Annotated in this window: 21 protein-coding genes; 7 read left to right on the top strand and 14 right to left on the bottom strand. The window is 48.8% G+C overall.

Going from position 1 to position 20,880, the window contains the following annotated elements:
• Positions 1-69: 69 nt before the first annotated feature.
• The gene (locus ACN0YH_RS16435; RefSeq protein WP_417380663.1) at positions 70-840 is read right to left on the bottom strand and encodes a 3-keto-disaccharide hydrolase; all 771 of its coding nucleotides are present in this window, start codon (positions 838-840) and stop codon (positions 70-72) included.
• 369 nt (positions 841-1,209) lie between these two features.
• Here ACN0YH_RS16435 and ACN0YH_RS16440 point away from each other — a divergent pair, with 369 nt between their 5' ends.
• Positions 1,210-2,934, top strand: a complete 1,725-nt coding sequence (locus ACN0YH_RS16440; protein WP_417380664.1) for a diguanylate cyclase — start codon at positions 1,210-1,212, stop codon at positions 2,932-2,934.
• Between the two features lie 188 nt (positions 2,935-3,122).
• The gene (locus ACN0YH_RS16445; RefSeq protein WP_417380665.1) at positions 3,123-3,920 is read left to right on the top strand and encodes a glycosyltransferase family 2 protein; all 798 of its coding nucleotides are present in this window, start codon (positions 3,123-3,125) and stop codon (positions 3,918-3,920) included.
• A gap of 8 nt (positions 3,921-3,928) precedes the next feature.
• Here ACN0YH_RS16445 and ACN0YH_RS16450 read toward each other — a convergent pair whose 3' ends face one another.
• The 3 genes from ACN0YH_RS16450 to ACN0YH_RS16460 all read right to left on the bottom strand — a co-directional run bounded on the left by ACN0YH_RS16450 (position 3,929) and on the right by ACN0YH_RS16460 (position 7,473).
• The gene (locus tag ACN0YH_RS16450) at positions 3,929-4,909 is read right to left on the bottom strand and encodes a leucine-rich repeat domain-containing protein (RefSeq protein ID WP_417380666.1); all 981 of its coding nucleotides are present in this window, start codon (positions 4,907-4,909) and stop codon (positions 3,929-3,931) included.
• 41 nt (positions 4,910-4,950) lie between these two features.
• Positions 4,951-5,988, bottom strand: coding sequence for a mandelate racemase/muconate lactonizing enzyme family protein (locus ACN0YH_RS16455; RefSeq protein WP_417380667.1), 1,038 nt, complete (start codon positions 5,986-5,988; stop codon positions 4,951-4,953).
• Between the two features lie 222 nt (positions 5,989-6,210).
• The gene (locus ACN0YH_RS16460) at positions 6,211-7,473 is read right to left on the bottom strand and encodes a HEAT repeat domain-containing protein (protein ID WP_417380668.1); all 1,263 of its coding nucleotides are present in this window, start codon (positions 7,471-7,473) and stop codon (positions 6,211-6,213) included.
• A 683-nt stretch (positions 7,474-8,156) separates the two neighbouring features.
• On the opposite strand from ACN0YH_RS16460, the gene ACN0YH_RS16465 reads away from it, so the two are divergent.
• Complete coding sequence (locus ACN0YH_RS16465; protein WP_417380669.1) at positions 8,157-9,089, top strand: histone deacetylase; 933 nt, start codon at positions 8,157-8,159, stop codon at positions 9,087-9,089.
• Positions 9,090-9,108: 19 nt separating this feature from the next.
• Here the strand turns inward: ACN0YH_RS16465 and ACN0YH_RS16470 are convergent, their stop codons facing one another.
• From ACN0YH_RS16470 to ACN0YH_RS16480, 3 genes are all read right to left on the bottom strand, one after another.
• The gene (locus tag ACN0YH_RS16470) at positions 9,109-10,137 is read right to left on the bottom strand and encodes a prenyltransferase/squalene oxidase repeat-containing protein (RefSeq protein WP_417380670.1); all 1,029 of its coding nucleotides are present in this window, start codon (positions 10,135-10,137) and stop codon (positions 9,109-9,111) included.
• 119 nt (positions 10,138-10,256) lie between these two features.
• Positions 10,257-10,616, bottom strand: a complete 360-nt coding sequence (locus tag ACN0YH_RS16475; protein WP_417380671.1) for a 2Fe-2S iron-sulfur cluster-binding protein — start codon at positions 10,614-10,616, stop codon at positions 10,257-10,259.
• Between the two features lie 122 nt (positions 10,617-10,738).
• Complete coding sequence (locus ACN0YH_RS16480; protein WP_417380672.1) at positions 10,739-11,209, bottom strand: universal stress protein; 471 nt, start codon at positions 11,207-11,209, stop codon at positions 10,739-10,741.
• Positions 11,210-11,698: 489 nt separating this feature from the next.
• Here ACN0YH_RS16480 and ACN0YH_RS16485 point away from each other — a divergent pair, with 489 nt between their 5' ends.
• Positions 11,699-12,778, top strand: a complete 1,080-nt coding sequence (locus tag ACN0YH_RS16485) for a hypothetical protein (RefSeq protein ID WP_417380673.1) — start codon at positions 11,699-11,701, stop codon at positions 12,776-12,778.
• A gap of 9 nt (positions 12,779-12,787) precedes the next feature.
• Here the strand turns inward: ACN0YH_RS16485 and yidD are convergent, their stop codons facing one another.
• Genes yidD through ACN0YH_RS16505 form a run of 4 tightly spaced genes read right to left on the bottom strand, consistent with a single transcriptional unit; the run spans position 12,788 to position 14,815 of the window.
• Complete coding sequence (yidD, locus tag ACN0YH_RS16490) at positions 12,788-13,039, bottom strand: membrane protein insertion efficiency factor YidD (protein WP_417380674.1); 252 nt, start codon at positions 13,037-13,039, stop codon at positions 12,788-12,790.
• Positions 13,039-13,443 (bottom strand): ribonuclease P protein component, encoded by a 405-nt coding sequence (gene rnpA, locus ACN0YH_RS16495; protein ID WP_417380675.1) that lies wholly within the window; start codon positions 13,441-13,443, stop codon positions 13,039-13,041. The genes yidD and rnpA overlap by 1 nt, the downstream gene beginning before the upstream one ends.
• Positions 13,440-13,883: a hypothetical protein gene (locus ACN0YH_RS16500; protein WP_417380676.1), complete on the bottom strand. Its 444-nt coding sequence runs from the start codon at positions 13,881-13,883 to the stop codon at positions 13,440-13,442. The genes rnpA and ACN0YH_RS16500 overlap by 4 nt, the downstream gene beginning before the upstream one ends.
• Before the next feature lie 5 nt (positions 13,884-13,888).
• Positions 13,889-14,815 (bottom strand): DnaJ C-terminal domain-containing protein, encoded by a 927-nt coding sequence (locus ACN0YH_RS16505; RefSeq protein ID WP_417380677.1) that lies wholly within the window; start codon positions 14,813-14,815, stop codon positions 13,889-13,891.
• 284 nt (positions 14,816-15,099) lie between these two features.
• On the opposite strand from ACN0YH_RS16505, the gene ACN0YH_RS16510 reads away from it, so the two are divergent.
• Positions 15,100-16,455, top strand: a complete 1,356-nt coding sequence (locus tag ACN0YH_RS16510; protein ID WP_417380678.1) for an ABC transporter permease — start codon at positions 15,100-15,102, stop codon at positions 16,453-16,455.
• Positions 16,456-16,503: 48 nt separating this feature from the next.
• Complete coding sequence (locus ACN0YH_RS16515) at positions 16,504-17,190, top strand: ABC transporter ATP-binding protein (protein ID WP_417380679.1); 687 nt, start codon at positions 16,504-16,506, stop codon at positions 17,188-17,190.
• A 108-nt stretch (positions 17,191-17,298) separates the two neighbouring features.
• Here ACN0YH_RS16515 and ACN0YH_RS16520 read toward each other — a convergent pair whose 3' ends face one another.
• Positions 17,299-17,796: a hypothetical protein gene (locus ACN0YH_RS16520; RefSeq protein WP_417380680.1), complete on the bottom strand. Its 498-nt coding sequence runs from the start codon at positions 17,794-17,796 to the stop codon at positions 17,299-17,301.
• A gap of 568 nt (positions 17,797-18,364) precedes the next feature.
• Here ACN0YH_RS16520 and argB point away from each other — a divergent pair.
• Entirely contained in the window at positions 18,365-19,240 is an 876-nt protein-coding gene (gene argB, locus ACN0YH_RS16525; RefSeq protein WP_417380681.1) for an acetylglutamate kinase, read from the top strand.
• A gap of 5 nt (positions 19,241-19,245) precedes the next feature.
• On the opposite strand, the gene ACN0YH_RS16530 is transcribed toward argB, so the two are convergent.
• Together ACN0YH_RS16530 and ACN0YH_RS16535 are read right to left on the bottom strand one after the other, a co-directional pair.
• Positions 19,246-19,740 carry a hypothetical protein gene (locus ACN0YH_RS16530; RefSeq protein ID WP_417380682.1) on the bottom strand — a complete coding sequence of 165 codons (495 nt, stop codon included), beginning with the start codon at positions 19,738-19,740 and terminating at the stop codon, positions 19,246-19,248.
• Complete coding sequence (locus ACN0YH_RS16535; RefSeq protein WP_417380683.1) at positions 19,737-20,729, bottom strand: hypothetical protein; 993 nt, start codon at positions 20,727-20,729, stop codon at positions 19,737-19,739. Before ACN0YH_RS16535 ends, ACN0YH_RS16530 begins: the two co-directional genes overlap by 4 nt.
• Between the last annotated feature and the right edge of the window lie 151 nt (positions 20,730-20,880).

Raw genomic sequence — 20,880 nt, forward strand, 5'->3', positions numbered from 1 at the left:
AGGCTTGCAAAAATAATAGCCTGTGATGACTTAATCCATCGCTGTGTTGATCAAAATCAACGTGTGGTATTATTTCTGCGGTGCTGTTTTAGCGACTTCTTTGGGAGTCAGTTTTCTCAGTCGGATATTTTTCAAAGCAGCTGTCGTGCAGAATGATGTGATGCCGAACGGACGGGAAAGTTCGACTTCGTGTCGGATTGAGATCTTGCGATCTTTCAGATTCTGGTCGACAATCTGTTTCCCGTCCAGCCAGGCCTGAATTTTATGGTCGGTGACCTGCAGACGAATTTTATACCATTGCTTCTTCTTAAAAGTCTGAAATGTAGTGGTACTGTTTTGTGATGCGTCATCTCCATCGATGCTGGAGATTCCACACAGGCTGCCGCCCCAGCCGCCCAGAATAAATGAGCAGGGATCTTTTTTGACAGGAAAGGTCAGCCCGCAGAAGAAGTCTGTCCCATCCACGCGCATGGCTTCCAGTTCTACTTCATAGTTTGTCAGGGGAAAATCTTTCGTATCGACGAGTGTGGCGCCCGTCAGATCGACCCCCATTTCCAGGATCAGGTTTCCCTGTTCGACATGGACTTCGCCTTCGCCACCGAATTGAGGGACTTTCCAGCCATCCAGGTTCTTACCATTAAACAGTGATATCCATTTTGGATCCGGTTGTTTCTCTGTTTTTTTAGTGGCACCGACATTGTTTGGGCTGCTTTTTTCTGCGTGATCATCTGCAGAGGCAGACGGAGCCGTGATGAAGCTGAGTGTGAGAACCAGAAGCAGGCAGGTTTTTGGCAGGTGGGTCTGGAGAAACGCATTTGCAAAATGATTCAAAATATTCATAGAAGACCTGATGCTTTGTCAAAAAAATGGGAACGGTTACTACCTGGGACAGACGTACTTTGCAGCTCAACCAGCTGGTGTCACACCCGATTGTCGGTTTCAGTCATAAAGGTGAGGATCGATACGAGACGGACTTCACCTTATTAGAGAATAAAGGAGTTCAAATCGAAAGCGAAAAATATCGGTTTATCTGGATTATAACGAATTCAGGGATCAGGCAAAGTGATGAAGGCAAATCATCGAGCGAGAGGGAAAAATGTGTTCATCTGAGGGCATTTTCTGGGCTAGGTTTTGGATGAACCTCGTGGAGATTCCACGGAATTCATCAGAATATAATCTCATTTGCAGGTCAGAAAGCGCAGGGCTCAGTTGTCTTACCTTATTGCATCAATCATCGAAGTAATGACTCAAAATGTGTCGCAGGGCGTCACAAATGCCAGTGTTGCGGCCATCGCCGGTGTCTGTCTGCTGCAATACATTGTTTACACATTGAAGATGTCAGCAGTACGTAAAGAGAACGAAGAGTTCCAGCGCAATCTTTCTGAATTTGAGGAAGAGTTACATGATATTCAATCCGATCGGGCGATGACGCTGATTGAAAATCATATTCTCCGGGAGTTTGTTTCGCAGTCCGATTTTGATCAGGCAATAGAACTGCTTTTGAAACGCTACGTTCCTTCTCTGAAAGATGGATTTGGCTTATACCTGAACCACATTAATGGCGAATTTAAGCTTCGAGAATCACGGGGGATTTCGCGCAATACCAAAGCGGTTTATGACATTGACCGGATTATATTGAAACAGTTGCGGAATAAGAATGTGCTTGTATTGCGTGGCGAAAAGCTTCGAGAATCGAATGTCTATGAATGTTTTCACGATCAGGACAAAGCCCGAATTCAAAAGCTGTGCCTGATGGCCGTCTATGATAAAAAAGACATCTCCGGAATATTTATTACAACAGATCTGTATCCCGAAGGTGTTGATGAAGCCCAGCAGATCAAACTGGCAAAGCGACTGCTGATTTGTGTCTCTCGTAATATTGTCAAGAATCAGGATTTTGAATCGCATCGGTTTGAGTTACGCGTCACGCGTGAACAGCTCGAATTGCGATCCCTGGCTGATCAGCAGTATAAGACTCCGGTAATCATGCTGGAAGAATTTCTGGATCGATTACGACAACTGACCAATTCAAGCAGGGCGGGGTTATTTCTTTCGACTCCCGGTGATGCCAGTGGCTGTAAAGCAATTGTCGAATGTGGAATTACTCTCCAATCCGGAGTCAAAGCCCGCTGGAGTGAGCATGAGATGAAACTGGTCCAACTGGGGCTCAATTCAGGGGAGAATACTTCTCTGGCAGGGGATCAGCTGGAAAATCATGGAATCCGATCTCTGATCGGGGCTGCTTTGATCTCACCTCTGATCACAAATCGAAAACGGATCGGCGTGCTCTGTCTGACCAATCAGGACAGTCAACCTTATGATGAACGATCGTTAAGACTGATCTCCTGGGCCTCGCAGTTTTTATCCAATACACTGTTGAAAGTTCTGAGCCATGCAACGATTGAACGTCAGGCGCGACAGGATGGCTTAACGGGACTGGTCAATCGCCGTTCATTTGATGAATTGTTTGAAGATGAATTTAATCGGGCACAGTCGGCAGAGATGGCCTGTTCGCTGATTTTAATCGACCTGGATCATTTCAAACTGGTCAATGATAATTATGGACACCAGGCGGGAGATGAAGTCCTGCGACGGGTCGCACAGATTTTACGAGAACGGATTCAGGAGATTCGATCATCGGATAATGTGATTGCTGCCCGCTATGGTGGAGAGGAATTAGCGATTCTGCTACCAGAAGTGGGACTGACTGGTACGGAGCGAATCGCCGAAGTCATCCGTCATTCCATTGAATCCAGTGTCATCAAATTTAACGAGGTTCACATTCCCGTCACAGCGAGCCTGGGGATCTCGACCTATTCACCCCATGTGATGGACAGTGTTCAGGCGATGTTAGCTGCTGCGGACAGTGCCTTGTATCAGGCAAAAGCGGAAGGGCGCAATCGAGTTTGCAGCCTGACTTCTGCCCCGGTTTAAGTGATTCCTTAAAACGAAGCCGTTTTGACTTGTTTACGCCTATCTTCTCGTAAACAATGCATACCTGAAAGCGACCATCTCAAGCCGATATTCCGCGAAGAAGTCTTGCAGAGGTCTGTGCATTACCCCTGTTCTGTATCTGGAAAGCAGAACAGCCCAATCATCAACGTTCTGAATTTGATAATCTTATGCTCGATCCTGACTCCAGCTCAAACAGTTCCTTGCCGGAGCGAGGGCGTGTCATTGCTGTAATGCCTGCCTACAATGCTGCCAGTACCCTGGAAAGAACCGTGGCGGATATTCCCGAAGGCTCTGTTGATGAAATCGTACTGGTCGATGATTGCAGCAGTGATAATACGGTCGAAGTCGCAAAACGTCTGGGGTTAACGGTCATTCAGCATGAGCAAAATAAAGGATATGGCGGAAACCAGAAAACCTGCTATCGCTATGCTTTGGATGCGGGAGCAGACTATGTCGTGATGATTCATCCTGATTATCAATACGACAGCCGCGTGATCCCGGTAGCAACCGAACTGATCCGACTGGGGATTTGCGATGTAATTCTTGGTTCACGGATCCGGACCCGGACGGAAACCCTGTCGGGGGGGATGCCTTTTTACAAGTATGTTGCGAACCGTTTCCTGACGATCATTGAAAATATTGCACTCGGACAGAACCTGGGAGATTTTCACAGTGGTTTTCGTGCTTACAGCCGCAAAGTTCTGGAGACGATCCCCTTCGACAACAATTCGGACGATTTTATTTTCGATACTCAGTTCCTGGCGCAGGCGGTTTGCTTTGGATTCAAGCTGAGCGATATCCCGGTTCCGGTACGCTATTTTGAAGAGGCATCGAGTATCAATTTCAGACGCAGTGCCCGATATGGGATACTGACTCTGGCTGTCATGCTGCAATATTGGTTGAACCGGCTGGGGATCTGGAAATCGGATCTGTTCTCTCAGAATAAGCAGTACCTTGTCGATTGACTCGCCGGTTATTTCTCAGGCTTTTTCATCTCTGTTTTCGTTTGAGCTGCATCGTATTCTTTCCAGAATTCATCAGCCGCTTTCACAGTATCAAAGCTGGTGCCCAGTCCTTGAATCGATGAGTTTTCCCTGATTGCATCCAGGCCATTCGTGATATTGGCGGGAGTAAAAATCAGCCGCTGTAAAGGCATTCCTTTCAAAGGCGTCAAATCGGTCACTGCGGAATTCGCCAGGTTCAATCTTAGAAACTGCATCCCCCGTAAAGGAGAGAGGTCTGCAATTTTGGTATCCTGAATGTCCAGGCTCTCCAGCAACATGCCCTTGAGGGGGGAAATGTCAGTAATTTCCGTGTTGGGAATCCAGAGTGTTTTCAAGGGGAGTGTATTAACCAGTCCCAGGTTCTTGACCTTAGTGTCAAACAGATTGAGTTGATTCAGCGGCATGCCTTCCAGGGGTGAAATATCAGAAACGGGCGTATGTTCCATTCTGAGAATTCGAATAGGCATGCCCTGCAGGGGACTCAGGTCACTGACAAAGGAACCTTCCAGGTAGAGTTCCTGGATTTTCATCCCTACCAGGGGGCTCAAGTCGGAAACCGGACAGTGTGTCAGATCCAGGTACTGTAGATCCATCCCTTTGAGCGGGCTTAAGTCTGAAACCGGACAATTCATCAGATCCAGGAACTGCAGTTTCAGAGCCTTTAGTGCTGAAATATCTTCCACACCGCTTAGTTTGGCCGAGACGATTTCTCCCTTTTGCTTTCCAAACTCAGCATTGTTCTGATAGTCAGGGTTATTTTTCTTCAGGCGCTCGTGGATATCCTGCTCTGTCAGAATGACAGGATCGGCAGGCGCTGTCGGGACAGGCGGATCCTGTTTGGTCGTTTTTGCTGTCTTTTCCGGAGCAGCCTCTTTAGTACAGCCTGCAAAATTGAGGATACTGACAAAAGAGATCAGAAAAATAGTAATCAGCTGGTTTTGAGTTCTCATGATTTGCAGGGTTTCAGGGGAATAGGATTCAGGTAGTAGTGTCAGTTTACAAGTTGTAGTTGAGCTTCATCGAATAACAGACCGAAGCCAGGCCGGTCCGAAACTTCGATCATGCCCTCTTGAATGTCAGGTTGTCCCTTGACCCAGGTCATCCAGGGGCGACCGGTCTCTGCCAGGGGCTGAGGATCCAGAGCGGCGATGGCATGCAACGCCCAGATTTCACAACCACGATGCGGACAGACACGTAAGTCGGCTTGTTTTGCCATTGTGTAGATTTTGATCAGTTCCGTCAAACCACCACACCAGTTGACATCGGGCTGCAGTACTGTATGCAGCTTCTGTTCAATGAGTGGACGAAACGCGTCTGCAGTAAACTCATGCTCGCCACCAGCGATGGGGACTTCTGTTTGTTCTTTGAGTATGGCATAGCCGGCCAGATCATCCGGGGATAAGGGTTCTTCAATCCATTCGATTTGAAATGATTTGATCTCTCGCGCAATCGAGATGGTTGATTCGATGTCCCATTTCATCCAGGCGTCAACCATCAGTAAAGGCGCAGAGCCAATGCTGATCCGCGCCTGCTCGATGGAAGAGACCATTAAATCGCGTTGTTCAGGAGCAGCCACTTTTCCCAGATGCAGTTTATAGCCGGCATGCTCACCGCTCGTCGCGAGATCTTGGGTAGACCAGACCGTGTGGTAGGTAGGCATCTTTGTTCCAGGTGTGCCACCAAGCAACGTGACCACAGGTTGCTGTTCTCGTTTTCCCTGCAGATCCCAGAGTGCGAGATCAACTCCGCTGATGGCCATGATGGCAATGCCTTTACGGCCAAATGCCAGAGTTGCCTGATACATTTCATCCCAGAGTTGTGAAATCTGCTCCGGGTTTCTGCCGAGCAGGAGATCACGCAGGACGGTCTTCACCACATGTTGTCCTGCCAGACCGCCACCACCGACTCCGTAGCCTGTGATACCCGCGTCGGTATCAATGGCGATAAGAATCTGTCCCAGGCTGGTACGCCAGTCGGGAGGGGAGTTGTTTCCTGCAGGTTGTATTGCGCGAACGTCTGTGATTTGCATGCTGCTATTCTACTGTAACGTGATAGAAAAAGCAGGGATCTTCAGCGGGATGGCTGGTCAGAAACAGAGGAAATTCTGTAGTGGTATATTCAAAATAGAAAACGAGACTGTGTCCCGTTTTACTGTAGCGACTCCAGGGCTGTTTGGCCCGCGTCTATTAGATTGGGAGACGCAATCGTTAAATGTGATGCGCTCGAGGACCCCAACCGGATAGAGAAGGATTTATTTCCCTTCAGCAACCTGTTGGTTCTGCGGTTTGGCCTGTACGGGAGCGACCCTGAAGTTTTTGGGAAGTTTCTTCTTCAGCCAGTCATCCATTTCTTTGGTGACATCTGCATTAATAGGTGGAGTGACACCGGGCTGGACGATCGTGGCAATCGATTTGATGACCTGTTTGTAAGCGTCATTCACAACCGTCTGATTAATCTGTTTTTTGGTCAGACCGGTATTATCCGCCGCATTCAGGGGTTTGAATGCCTGGTAGACATTCAAGAAACAGCGTTTCCAGAAGAAAGCATTGACGTTGGCATTATAAGCCTGAATCATTTTTCGTGTCATGTCCACGATGGAATAAGTGATGAGCTTGATGTCAGCATTGGCTTTGAGGGGAAGTTTACCAAGATTCCGTGCAGCAGCGGACCTGACTTCCCAAGTCCGTTTCGCGTCATTCATGACTTTCAGTAGAGCTTCAGTGACAATTGGCTGCCGAGCCAGGTTGTCAGTAATGCCCATTGAACCAAGCGCATCAACCAGACTGCGCTGATACCAGGAGAATTCATTCACAGACTGGATCAGTTCATCAATAATTTCTTCTGCTATTTTAATTCGCAACTGGTTGGTCGCATTGCCGGTCTCTCCAATACGGGCCAGACCATTGGCAGCGACAATCTTGAGTTCTATGGGCTGAGATTTATCATTCAGGACTTTGACCAGGGGGACATAAGCCATCGTGTAAGCGACACGATCTGTTTTCTTGCGAAAATCTTCATCACGCAGATCGAGTTGAGAAAGTAAGACAACAGCGCTGAACCGAATCAGGCGATGATTGTTGAGCAGATCTTCGGCCTGTTTTGTCAATTCTTCAAGATACAATTCTCGCGCCTGATAGTTCCCGGAAACGCGCCCGGAGAACTGAATATCACGCAGGATATTGGCCCGCAGTTTGTTCAGGTCAGTCTCGTTTTCCGGTTTATTGGGGTCCTGCTTGAAAGTCATCAGATAGAGATGATATTTGGCACCTTCAGCGATCAGTTTTTTGTCTTCGGGAGAATTGATCTTTCCCCCCCGCAGCACCTCATCGAAATTCCGCAGTTTGGTTTTACGAAATTTGACCGCTTCATCAGGAGACATTAACTCTTTGTATACATTCAATGCATTATTCTGGGCATTGGGATCTGCTGGTTGCTGGCCGAGAAGTAACGAACTGGAACACAGTAACAGACCGACTGCCAACAGAGAATGTCTGCATACTCTGGCGGTCAGCATTTCAATTCCTGAAAAGGCCTGATACGAGCATATGGATTGTCGCACGGAAAGTTCCTTCATTCAACGTTCTGCTCGAACCCCGGTACATTCAGAAGCACAGGGTTTTCTCGACTTAAAAGGGAGCGTTACATTCAAGGAAAATATTACACAAATAAGGCAAATAACTCTATGGCAGCCGAATAGATTTCCTGTGATTAAGTGCCGACTGCTATTCTGGTTCCGAACGAAGCGGAATGAGGATATGAATCACTGTAAATCATACGATAAATAAAGAGCAGATACCAATTAAATCTGCCATTTTCGAGTAGCAGATTCAGGGAATCAGCGTTCCAATCCCACTTGCACGGTCAAAATAACTCCGTTGTCGCTGCAGGAATAAATTCCACTGTCTTCCATGGCATAGTTTTATTATCTTACGGTATCGCTTTAGCTTACGAACTGTCAAGAAATTTCTCAATCCTTAAGCCGGAATTCTTCTGCCGAGCCAAAGCGTCTCCGAATTATCTATGGGTTAGAAAAAATGATCAGAATCATCAATGCCGGCAGGAAATGCAGATGTGAAGAAAATGTGAATGATTGCAGAGAGAATGTTCAGTTTCCTCCTGCCGTCTGAGACACCTTATAACGGTTATCTGGATTCTGAGGAAATCAGTGTGTGTAGCCCGGTCAGGAATGGATAGCGTATGGCGGTTTATTTTCAGAGTAACACATTCTTAAAGCATGAGACCGGGGCACACCCGGAATGTGCTCTGAGGCTGGAAACGGTAACAAACGAGGTTACTGCCGCAGTCATACCCAATCTATTGATATTGAATGATCCCCAGATTGGATCGGGCGAGGAGATATTCCGGGTTCATCCTGAAAGTTACTTGAAACAGTTACAGGCCTTTTCGGCAGCAGGCGGTGGCCGCATTGAATCAGATACAGTGATGTCCGCCGACTCGTATGATGTAGCTCGTTATGCTGCAGGTTGTGCGGTTGAAGCAGTGGACCGGGTAATCAATGGGGATGTGAAGCAGGTGTTTTGTGCCAGCAGGCCACCGGGGCACCACGCCCTTTCAAGCCGGGCCATGGGATTTTGTCTGTTGAATAACGTGGCCATTGCCGCTCGACATGCCGTTGACTTTCATGGTTTAAACCGTGTTCTGATTGTTGACTGGGATGTACATCACGGTAATGGCACTCAGGATATCTTTTATGAAGAAGAGTCCGTCTATTTTTTTTCTGCACACCGACATCCGTTTTATCCTGGGACTGGTCTGGGCCATGAAACGGGAGCGGGCGCGGGCTTGGGAACAATCTGGAACCTGCCACTGGCATTCGGAATCTCCCGTCAGGACTATTTTTCCCAGTTTGAGCGGATGCTGCTTGATGCTGCCACTAAATGCCAGCCCGAACTGATTTTAATCAGTGCAGGCTTTGATGCGCACAAAGATGATCCGATTGGTTCGCTGGGTCTGGAGACTGAGGATTTTGGAACGTTAACACGACTGGTGAAAGGAGTGGCACGCGAGTACTGTGGTGGTCGTATCGTCAGCCTGCTGGAGGGAGGTTATCATCCCCAGAGATTAGCCGAGTCGGTGATCTGTCATTTAACAAGTCTGAGCAATGACTGAGTCCATATCAGGATACCTGCTATTTCTGATAGATCGGCAGGTAACCTTTATCGAGCTGTAGAATCGTCGCATTGATGGCAGTCGTATAGACAGGTCCGACATGTCCTTCCATCCAGGCACCGGATGCAGACTGTTTGCGTAGAATCTGCTTGCCGATATCTTCGATGTACTTATCCCAGTCTTTGGTTTCGCCGCGGTACATCACCTGGGCGTAATAAAAATGGGCGTAATGCCAGTGTCCAAAGTAGCGGTTTGAATTTCCCCCAGGCCAGATATTCTTCTTGCAGAAATCAAGCATATTTTTGAGGTGGTCAGAGTCATATTCTCCGGCATTGAACAGGGCGGCACAGGCAGCTGCCGTGATCGCTGGTCGAGCCCCGCCTCCTCGAATACTGTATTGGACGCCCCCTTCCGGAGTCGTACAGTCTGAGATGTATTTCTTGGCGCGGTCAATGATTTTTTTATCCACGGGGATGCCGGCATTGCGACAGGCGCGTAAACCCTGGACCTGTGTGATACAGGTTGAGCCTTCATCGAAATCATTACCGTCTTTGGCAGAAACATAACCCCAGCCGCCACGAGTGGTCTGGGCACCGGCACAGAAATCGACGGCTTTAATCAGTACTTTTTTGAGTTCTTCGCGGCGGAGCGAGTCTTCTTCTTCACCATAAACCTGGGAGAGGAAGACCATGGAATAGCCGTGTCCGTAGGTGTAGTGATAATCATTTTTATAACCGATCAAACCGTTGGGTTGACTCATCTCCAGCAGGTAATCCACAGCGTTCTTAACGTTTTTTGCGTACTTCCCGCGCGTGGTGGTGGAACCTTCTGCCAGTAATGCATTCCCCGCGAGGGCAGTCATCGCTACCCGGTACTGTCCTCCATTCGCCTCCCAGTATCCCTGGCGACGTTGTTCCCTGGCGAGATATTCCAGGGCGTTGGAAATCGCCTGCTGGACTTTTGGGTCACGGTTCTTGGCGGAGACAGTTTCTGAACCGGACAGAATCAGAACAGTAGCCAGCAAAACGACTGAAAGCATGAATCGCATCAATTACTCCCTCTATTCAGAGGACCCGGCGACCGTTATCAAACTGTGCCGGAAATATGAGAAGCTCTGAATTGAACGCAGCTTTGAAATATCAGAGCTCCCCAGATTTGGATTTCAGGTTATTTATCAACCCATTCTACGGGTTGAGGTTCCATTTCGGGTTTGGGCACATGGCCTGCATCGGCGCGCCCGCTGCCTTCCAGGCGACTGATCGCCCGGACGGTCATATCATGATCACAGAGAATCTGACAGCTGAGTCGGCAGCCGGTGACTTCACGTGCTTCGAGAGTGTTTTTTTCAGCGACCGTCATTTTTTCAGGTTCACCTTCGATAAACTCAACACGGCATGTCGTACAGCGACTCGCGCCACCACAGGCATGTAATTGATCGACCTGGGCATCTTCGGTCAGTGCCAATACCAGGCGCTTACCAGATTCCACTTCGAATTCTCCTACATTTTCAACGGTCAGTTTCGGCATTGTTTCCTCAGTATATTTAGTGGGGTGAGTCCGGATTTCATCGTGAATGCGGATGCTTCAGTACGTCTACGAATTTCCAGTGATATTAACTCAATAAATTATAGTGTGTTGCAGCAGATTATTTAAGTTGGCATTACAAATTCCCGCTCGGGGTGAGAAACCGTCAATACCGGGCAGGGGGATTTGCGGACTACTTTTTCAGCCACACTTCCGAGCAACATATGTTTGAGGCCGGTTCGGCCGTGTGTACCGATGACTATCAGGTCGATGTCTGCTTTTTTGGCATAACGAATAATTTCCAGAAATGCAGGACCGACACAAACTTTACGTACGACTTTCAGGTTTTCAGTGCCTGGCAGGCCAGGCATTTCTTCCAGCTGTTTCTGAGCCAGCCCCTGCATGTCTGCTACCAGATCATTCATCGACGTTCCCATCATATTCGGTTCTGGAAACATGGCGACGGCATCCTGAACGACATTCAGTAAATGGAGTTCGGCTTCGAACCGGTTGGCAAGCTCACATCCATAAAGCAGGGCCTGTTCTCCAAATTCACTGAAGTCGGTTGGTACGAGAATTTTTTTCAAATCAATCATGGGGTCACTCCTTGTTTCATTATATCCATCGACTGTAATTACTTCCGAGACCGGTTCTGAATTTGAATTTAACTATTCCTGAGATGCAGCCTGCCTGTCGCCGCTTGTCACTCAATAATGGTGGATTGATCGAAAACAGGCATAATCACTGAAACTTAACAGATCCTTGAAATTGTTTCAGCCGTTAATACCGTTTTATTAGTAATGATCCGTTCTATGGAACCGCTTACAGATAATACGATCGTTAGATCACAAACAATAGCTTCATCAATTACGACACTTGCATTTATGAGAAATCGTTTTAGCGAGAATAAACGGATGGCTCTTCAGCCCATTCTAACTGATTACGTACTTTCATATATGCGAAAACGGCAGATTTAACCGATTTTTATTCCGTGTGCCATACCACATTTTATGAGCTTGTCAAATTTGGAAAGTGGTTTTTTTAAGATCGGCGCTGTCTGACAGACACGGAAAGAGGAACTCAAAATGTTACGACCCTATTCGAAAACGATCACATTGTCACTATGTATGTTTTCCATATCGGGGTTAGCTGGCTGCCAGTATGTTCAACAGAAGGTCTATCAGCAGGCCTCCCGTCCCAGTGTTGAGTATCAGGAGCAGATGGACACAACGGCTCCCCGATACCAGAACCAGGGCAAATATAAACTGGAACCAGCTCCTGCTCCCGTTGATGACAGCTTTCCACCTGCCGCTCCTCCGAGCCTGATTCCACCAGGGGCAGAGCAGACATCAAACCAGAAGCGGTCTCTCATTCAGAAGGTTTCGGATGAAGAAACCATTGACGATTCTGAATATTTTAAGTCCATGTTTGATGATGAACCGGAAGAGCCGGCCCAGAAGTACCTGGGACTGGTTCCCCACTATTCAACTGTTTCCTCTTCCATGTCGAATAAAGTGAAACAGATGAATGGGAAAGTAAAAGGTTTCTATTCCAGAATGAAATCACATGTGAAGACGCCCGACTGGGTGCGCAGGGTTTCCGGCAGCCATGTCGAAGTGATCGAAGAAGAAACCTTCTGTGGAGACCTTTCGTGCATCAATTCAGAACCTGTTTTTGAAGCGACTGAGATGCCGGAAGAGGTACTGCAGCCGGAACCGGTCAAACGCGCTCCTGCACTGCCTGCTCCGCCGCAGAAACTGCAACCCCAACCGGATGTGAAATCACAGCAGCTACCTCAACTGCCACCTCCCGGAGAAGCAACTAACTTCAACAATTCCTGGAAGGTTTCTGCTATCCGTGAACCATTGGCTGTCGAGGATTTCTCGACTTCTGAAGATCAACTGGAAATGTGGCCTTATTCGAAACAGGCTCAGCAGCAACAGGTTCGCAAATTTGAGTTTAAAACGGCCACCCCGGTCTCTGTGCCAGACTTCTCTACTGAACAGCCCGAGTTCAATCATCCCCGGGAACTGACTGTGCCTTCGATGATTTCACAGGACCAGTCTGTTCCACTGCGAAAAATCAGTTTTCAACAGATTCAGGAAGAGACGTCACCCGTCAGACGAGAAACATCGATCCAGATAACACCCAGCCGAGTCTATTAACCGAATCGACTAAGGGGGATCGTAGCCTCCGGGGTGAAAAGGGTGGCAGCGACAGATCCGCAGAATACCTTTCCAGGATCCCTTGATGGCGCCGTATTTTTTCACCGCCTGAATAAAATATTCGCTGCAAGTCGGGTGGAACCTGCACTGTCTGCCTACCAGATGGCTGAGGGTCATCTGGTAGATGCGAACCAGGCCGATCAGTATTCGGGCGGGAAGCTGATACAGCATGCGGCCGATTTGCAGGGCGATCTGTTTCATCAACCAGACTGTTGCTCCAGGCGACGTTTCAGCTTCTGTGAGAGATATTTGAGTGAATTCTGGTAGCCTCGGAGATCCCCATCCTTCTCTGCACGGGGGATGGCAATCAGATCGAGCCCTGCGGGTAATTGAGATCGGATCAGGCGAAATGCCTCGCGGAGCAGTCTTTTCTTACGCGCCCGTTTAATGGCATTGCCATTCTTTTTTGAGACACTCACTCCCAGTCTGGACTGGGGGAGTTCATTCTGAATTGCAAACAGTAAGAGGTTCTGGTCGCCGGCCCGCTGTTTTGCAGCATAGATCGCATCGAAATCCTGCTGGCTACGGATACGGTATTCTCTCGGAAATCCGAATGTTTTGACGGAAGGGGTCTGGTGCCGGGGATCGTTTTGGGAACCGGTCATGATTCTGGTTTTTCGTCGCCAGTCTCTGCTTCCATGCTGGTTTCCACTGGTGGTTCAGACGTTTCTTTTTTGGGGGGATACATCTGGTTTGGATAAGGACGGCGAATCATAGTGCGTACCGAATGACCAAACAGCGAAGTAAAGATCAGAATTCCGATGCCAGCACCCGCTAGCAGCCAGACAATTAAGATCATGATCCCCAGTTCTTTAGGACGTTCGTCTTTTTTGGGTTCTTCGGAATCCGTTTCGGTACTTTCCGCTGCCGGATCGTCGGGAAGTTCCACGCTCGATTGGTTGATTGAATTCCTGGTAGTCGAACCTGTCTCCTGATCCTGTGCTGCCACGGGCTGGAGTGTCAGTAAGCATGTCAGAGAGAATACGCAGAACAGGAACAGACAGTTTTTCCCTGGGCTGGTTACAGAGGGATGTTTCAGTTGCATCGAATTCACCATGCTTTCGATCGGGGTGATTCCTGTTGTAAATCTTTGAGTTGTTCATACAGGGCTTTTGCCTGATCGCTGAGTGTTTTGGGAGCGACAATTTTGATGGCGCAAATCTGATCGCCGGTCTGTCGAGTTTTCTGATCGATGATTCCTTTTCCCCGTAAACGTAGTTTGCTGCCACTGGATGTACCGGGAGGAATCGTGACGGTCACTTCTCCTTCGCTTAATGTGGGGACATCCACTTTGGCTCCCAGTGCTGCCTCGGTAAGCGTGATAGGGACTTCCAGTAACAGGTTGCTCCCGTCTCTTTTGAAGTACGGGTGTGCGCCAACTTTGATGGTCAACAGGAGATCGCCAGCTGGCCCGCCATGAATCCCCGGGTTTCCCTGACCACTCAGCCGGATGACGGAACCACTATCGACACCTGGAGGGATCTTCACAGTCAGTCGCTCAGAACTGCTCCCTTTCTGCAGGCTGATCTCATGTTCTCCCCCAACAGCAGCCAGATGAAAGGGAATATCAATGGAGAGACGTTTCGATTCCCCTTTTTGCGGACGGGGTTGTGCCCGTTTGGATCCCCCACCTCGAAACGCGCCCCCAAATAAATCACCCAGGTCAATGCCACCCCCGCCGAACATGTCTTCAAAGTCAACCGGTCCTGCACCGCCGGCAGACTGGTAATAGCCACCACCTCCCGGACCTGCCTGCTGAAATGAGTGCCCAAACTGGTCGTATTGCTTCCGTTTCTGCTCGTCGCGTAAAACTTCGTAGGCTTCCTGAACTTCTTTAAATTTCTGATCAGCCGATTTGTCATCCGGTGCCATATCCGGATGATATTTGCGCGACAGTTTTCGGTACGCTTTTTTAATTTCGTCAGCGGTAGCGCTGCGGGAAACCCCCAGAATATCGTAATAGTCTCGTTTGCTCATGGATTCGAAATTCGTTTGATGTACCAGGCGTCTAATATTTATCGAGCGAGCCCTGCAGTATGGTGCGTTCGCCCGTTGAATGCTTTCCTGAGAGATGCTCAGCTGGGAGCATTCTACGTTTGAAATTCACTGGTTTTCAAGTTAGCTCAGTCTATAACTGCTTATAAACAGTGCTTTTATTCTAAGAATACGAATCAAAATGATTCATTGATGGATCTGATCTGCGTAGAATGCCCCTACCCTGCACAGGTCGGATCGAATTAACTCACTGGAAAACAGCTTCAATGATAAAATTTGCGATTAAAAATCTTCTAAGCCGCTCAGTTCGCTCATTTTTGTGTTTAATGGGTTTAACGATTGCGATCGCTGGGATGGTGGGGTTGTTTTCCATCGCAGGAGGGCTGGAAAAGACGGTTTCTCAGACCTTCGGTAAAATATCAGGGATCCTGGCGATGCAGCCGGGCGCGCCAATCCCGTTGTTCTCACGTATTCCCCGCGACTGGGGAACTGAGATCAAAGATGTGACCGGGGTATCTATTGTCAACCCGGAAATCTGGTCTCGAGTGAATTTGATTGAAGGGAAACCTGTGATCAGTCCGCCCCGCTTTCTGTTTGGGACCGACCTGCCGACTCGATTAGAGTTGAAGCATGGGATCTACCGGGAAGCCATCTACGAAGGTCGATTTCTGACTCTGGATGACCGCGGAACATTAAATACGGTCATAAGTCGGCAGATTGCCGAGCAGCATCACAAACAGATTGGTGACCAGATTGAAGTGAATGGCCAGACGATGAACATCGTCGGACTTTATGAGTCAGGTTCGATCCTGTTAGATGTCGCTATCATTCTGGATATAGATGTCGTACGCGAAATCACTCGATTTGATCCGGAAAGTGTGAGTTGCTTTTATATCGAACAGTCGGGAGAAGTCTCTAATGATAAGCTGGTCCAGGCAATTAAAGATCGGTTTCAAGGTCGCGAACTGGCATCCTGGCAGCCGACCTCGCTGGCTTTGGCCAGTTCGTCAAATAGCAATATCCTCAAAGAATTTATGACAGCCATCGACGATACCTTTAAAGGAAATCCCGCCGACAAAGAACTCACGAATGAAAAAGTGGAAAACACCATTTTGAAACCAACGGTCGCCGATCTGAAAACAGGGAAATTGGAATCAGAGTCTGCTGAAAGTGCGTTGGAAGTCCGTTCTGCTTCCGACTGGGGCGAACGTCTGGATACGTTTACTGCTGATCTGGATATTTTTCTGGGCCTGATGACGGGGATCGGCGTTTTGATTGCAATGCTGAGTATTATCAACACGATGCTGATGAGTGTAATGGAGCGGGTTGTGGACTTTGGAATCCTGAAAGCAAATGGCTGGTCGAATCGGGATGTGATGTTGCTGATCACGGCGGAAAGTTCTCTGTTAGGGATACTGGGGGGCGTTCTAGGAGGAATCCTCGGTTTAATTGCCATTGCCGTCGTCAACTGGAAGTTTGCCAGCCAGGTGCATCTGTATGCCAGCCCGGGGTTACTGCTGTTTGGTGTGGTCTTCAGTACTCTGCTCGGAGTTCTGGGTGGCCTGTATCCTGCAATCTGGACGACGCGTATGACTCCGATAGATGCCATTCGTCGAGGTTAATGCCGCCTCTGTTTTATAGTGGATTGAATTCTGAAAGTGGATAAGGGAATGATTGAAGTACGAAATGTGAAGAAGATCCATCAGAGTGGTGAGACCGAGGTGCAGGCATTACAGGGAGTGAGTTGCCATTTTCCCGGTCAAAAGTTTTCGTTTATCCTAGGGCCTTCCGGTAGTGGGAAGAGTACTCTGTTGTACCTGATGGGAGCATTGGATACGCCTTCTGCAGGAGAAATATTCGTACAGAACCGATCTCTCTCCGCGCTCAGCCAGAATGAACGCGATATCTACCGCCGGGAAAAAGTGGGATTTGTGTTTCAGAATTTCAATCTGCTGAAAAACCTGAATGCGCTGGAAAATGTACTGGCTCCTTATCTGCCTCAAGGGGTGACTGCAGATCAAAGGCAACGCGCTGAAGCTTTGCTGCAACAGGTCGGCCTGGGAAACCGGATTACGCATCGCCCCAGTCAACTCTCGGGGGGAGAGCAACAGCGTGTCGCGATTGCCCGTGCGCTGTTAAAGCGGCCACTTTTGATTCTGGCCGATGAGCCGACCGGGGAACTCGACACCAAAACCGGTCGGGAGATTTTTGATTGTCTGCGTGAGATGAGTGCAGAGTACAAGACAACCGTCGTGATTGTCACTCATGATGAACGCTATATTCGGGATACGGATTTTATTCTTCGTTTACGTGACGGGAAGGTGGCTGAAGAAACTGCTGTCGAACCGGTTGAATAAAAAAACAGCTACGATTCATAAGTCATGAATCGTAGCTGATCGCCTCGCAATGATGTTTCGTTATTTTTCAACTGTCTGTTTAGCAGTCAGGAAGCGTAGTTTCGAATCTCAGACGGTATCGATTTTACCATCGTGCGTTTTGCGGAACCCGGGTCCAGCCTCTTCAGGGGGAGTGGCGTAAACATTCAGACGCACGATCTCCAGGTCAGTCATGTGACCTTCAATCGTGATGTAGGCAGATGCGGTGTCATTGGTTGTGGATGAGTCAGACTGCTCCAGAAAATTAAAGTGGAACCGGTTGACCGACTCGAAACGATCCAGGAGTTGCAGTAAATCAAACTGGAAGCTGGCGGCGATGAACTGTCCATCCCGCTGACCTCCTACAATTTCTGTGCTGCCGAGAAACAGGCCCACTTCCCAGCATTTTTCTGTGAACTGACAGTCGAAGCCAACGCGGCCGACTTCGTCAAAAGGATTGAAAATATCGGCGATCTCATCGACAAAGTCATTGATCCATGAGGGACGACAGTTAAGGTTAGATTGATCTGAAGCAAAGTTTTCCATTTGTTTCATCAGGTGTTGAATCGGCAAGTGTGAGTGGGCCAACGTTGTTTCTCCGTCTCGGTCTTTGGGGGTCTCTGAGTTGTTATCAGGCAATACAGTATGGTGAGCGAAAACACTCTCGTTCTGTAGAGTTATGTATCGGGGAATTCCTTAGAACGACCACACACCATTTCCAGGCTTCTGAAGAGATGGCTTGTATCAGGTGTGTGTCGGCGCAAAATTTCCGAACCGGACTGTCGTGCCATTCTCTCTACTTGCCGGGGCCGTATTGATCAGTCCGATTGTGAAGCCTGACAGGCAATTGATTCAAGTTGGATTATGCCAGTTTGGTCATCAGAAAAACTGTAGAAACCCGGATTTAAGACGATTGAAATTGAAGTTGAGATAAAAATTGTAAATCGGCTGAAAAAACGAAAAATGGTTCAACAGATCAGGGAGGTATTTCGAATGATTCCTGGGAATATGCCGCTCGTTTGACAGTGGAGGGGAGACATCTACAATAGGCTGCTTAACGAGAAGTCTGGCTGCAGTCATCAAACGCCTGTTGAAACGATTCTCAGGGTAACAAATTTAGAAATATTGATGTGTCCGGAAGGATGAAAGGTTCATTGTGGAAGGTGCCGTTCGTAAAGCAGCTGTATTGATCGAAGCGTTAAGCTGGATTCGCCGGTTTCGTGGTCGTTATGTCGTAATCAAACTCGGGGGAAGTGCTCTGGAAGAAGAGGCGGCAGTCAAAAGTTTCCTGACTGACGTGATCTTCATGCGTACCGTCGGCATGCATCCGATTCTGGTACATGGCGGCGGGAAAGCGATCAGCCAGGCGATGAATACCGCGGGGATCGAACCTCGTTTCGTCAACGGACGCCGTTATACTGATGAGCAGACGCTGGAAATTGCCACCGACGTACTCGCCAATCAGATCAGTGCTTCGCTGGTGGAGGAAATCCAATCACAAGGCGCTAAAGCGAAAGCCCTGCATTTTGGCACACAGAACTGCCTGCGAGGAGCACAACTGACCCTGCAGGCAGCAGATGGTTCTCCCGTTGATCTCGGGCATGTCGGGTATGTGACAGACGTCGATCAGGATCTCCTGGCGGAAATCTGTCAGTCCGATGCGATTCCAGTCATCCCTTCTGTTGCCCTGGATGCATCAGGACAGAAGTTGAATGTCAATGCAGATACCGCTGCTGCGGCTCTTGCCCGAATTCTGAAAGCGGAAAAACTGGTATTTCTGAGCGATGTTCCCGGGATTTTTCTTGATCGTCATGACCCCGAGACACTGGTTTCCCATCTGGAAACGCAACGCTGTCGCTCTCTTATTGCCGATGGAACAATCGATTCGGGAATGGTTCCCAAGGTTGATGCTGCTCTGGAAGCACTTGCCAGCGGTGTTGGCAAGGTCCATATCGTGGATGCCCGGCTCCCTCATTCTATTTTGCTGGAAATCTATTCTGATAAAGGGATCGGGACTGAAATCGTCAAATAAGCTGCTCAGGGCTCATTGATCTGGGAATCAGCGGCTGCGCTTTCAGAGGGTTCCGGTTTGGAGAAGCCGATTTCCGGATGTCGAATCAGGCCTCCCCAGTGAGCGGCTGCACTCCAGAAGCTGGCGATTGCAATCGTCCCAGCCAGAATGAGGGCACGTTGCCAGCGCGGGACGCTTTCCCCCTGAAAGCCCTGGATTAAGGCATTTCCCACCACCATCGCCAGGAGCACCATGCCCAGTAGACAGGAACGGGCGAGTACCGCGTGAAATTCCACGGTTTCTTCGTTCAACTGAACCTGGTTCTGCAACATTTCATAAGCAAGTGGGCCGGAGAAGTAAGCGACCGTCGCGATCACCAATACCGTTAATAAGAGCCAGCAGCAGATTTTCAGCAGACGCTCGTCGCGGAAGATCCAGGCCAGCAGGAACAGGATCGACAGTCCCCAGCAGCCGATAATGGGGACGTGTACCGTCATCAGATGGACCTGAGCGGCATTCATTTTCGACCTGTCTCAATGGCTTTGCTCGGATCGATGCCTTTGTCAACCTGGCTATAATCGAGTTCGCTGCCACCCATACTGTGAGGAATGAGATAGCAGACCGTCATCACAATCGTGGCTGTGAAGACGGCGATGCGTCCGATAGTGGTGTTTTTCTTCCGCGGGTTAAGCCCGATGACGGAGCAGGCAAAGACCCAGGCCAGAAACATGAACAGCATTTTGTTGTCGGTCCAGTCACCCCCCAGAGGAAACCCGGTCCAGTATTCACCGAACGCATATTTTTGCACCATTGGTCCCAGAATCATGCCTCCCACAGTCATACCGCACAGCGTGGTCCAGGCCAGCTGTTTCATATTATAGGGAGCGAAGAGCGCAGACAGTCCGGAACGCATTCCTAACAGAATCGAAAAAATCATCAATGTGACATGCGGAATCAATACACCGTCAGGGACGGGATCTTTGAAACGGATTAAAACAAATTGGTCCGCCTGCTCTGGAAAACGACGTGGCTGGCCAGCGATTTTTGCTTCGATGTAATACTGCAACTTACCCGCTGCAGGCTGTTTGGGGAGAGCCCCTTCAAACTGGGTGCCTGATTCCGAGGTCACTGCTTCCATGAGAACAGGAGTAAATTCGTCGTCGGTACGATAACGTTTATAGTAGAGTGTGGCTGTTGCTGTTTTGGCTTCTGCCTGGGGAATCGGAACTTCTACTGTCGCGTCTCCCGTTGATTCATGAGTACGAATGAGTCGGGCGACGAGATCTTCCGCTACAGGAACCTTCATGGGGTATGTAGGGCCGGTGGCACGCTGGTAAATCATCGCGGAGGCTGCCAGGAGTACTGCCAGAAACCAGAGTGCGGTCCGCTTCAGGAGCCGTTCTTTAACAGGAGGGGGCAGTTCGGCGTTAACTGCTTGTGTCTCATTGGCTTCGGGCTGGTCTGATTTCTGGTTTTCTTCCATCGGAGTCCCTTTTTTCTCAAGCATCATGAATTCTTTATTCGTAGTGTCTTATAAGCAGGCGACGATTGCAATTCTATACTGTGTCTCGGTAGGATCAAATAGTACAGAAATGTAACAAAGCCTGCCCGATTGACACTCTCCTTATTGATTCACAATCATTCTGCTGCGAATTTCAATT

The sequence above is a fragment of the Gimesia sp. genome, assembly GCF_048262075.1.
In the GTDB taxonomy this organism is placed as follows: domain Bacteria; phylum Planctomycetota; class Planctomycetia; order Planctomycetales; family Planctomycetaceae; genus Gimesia.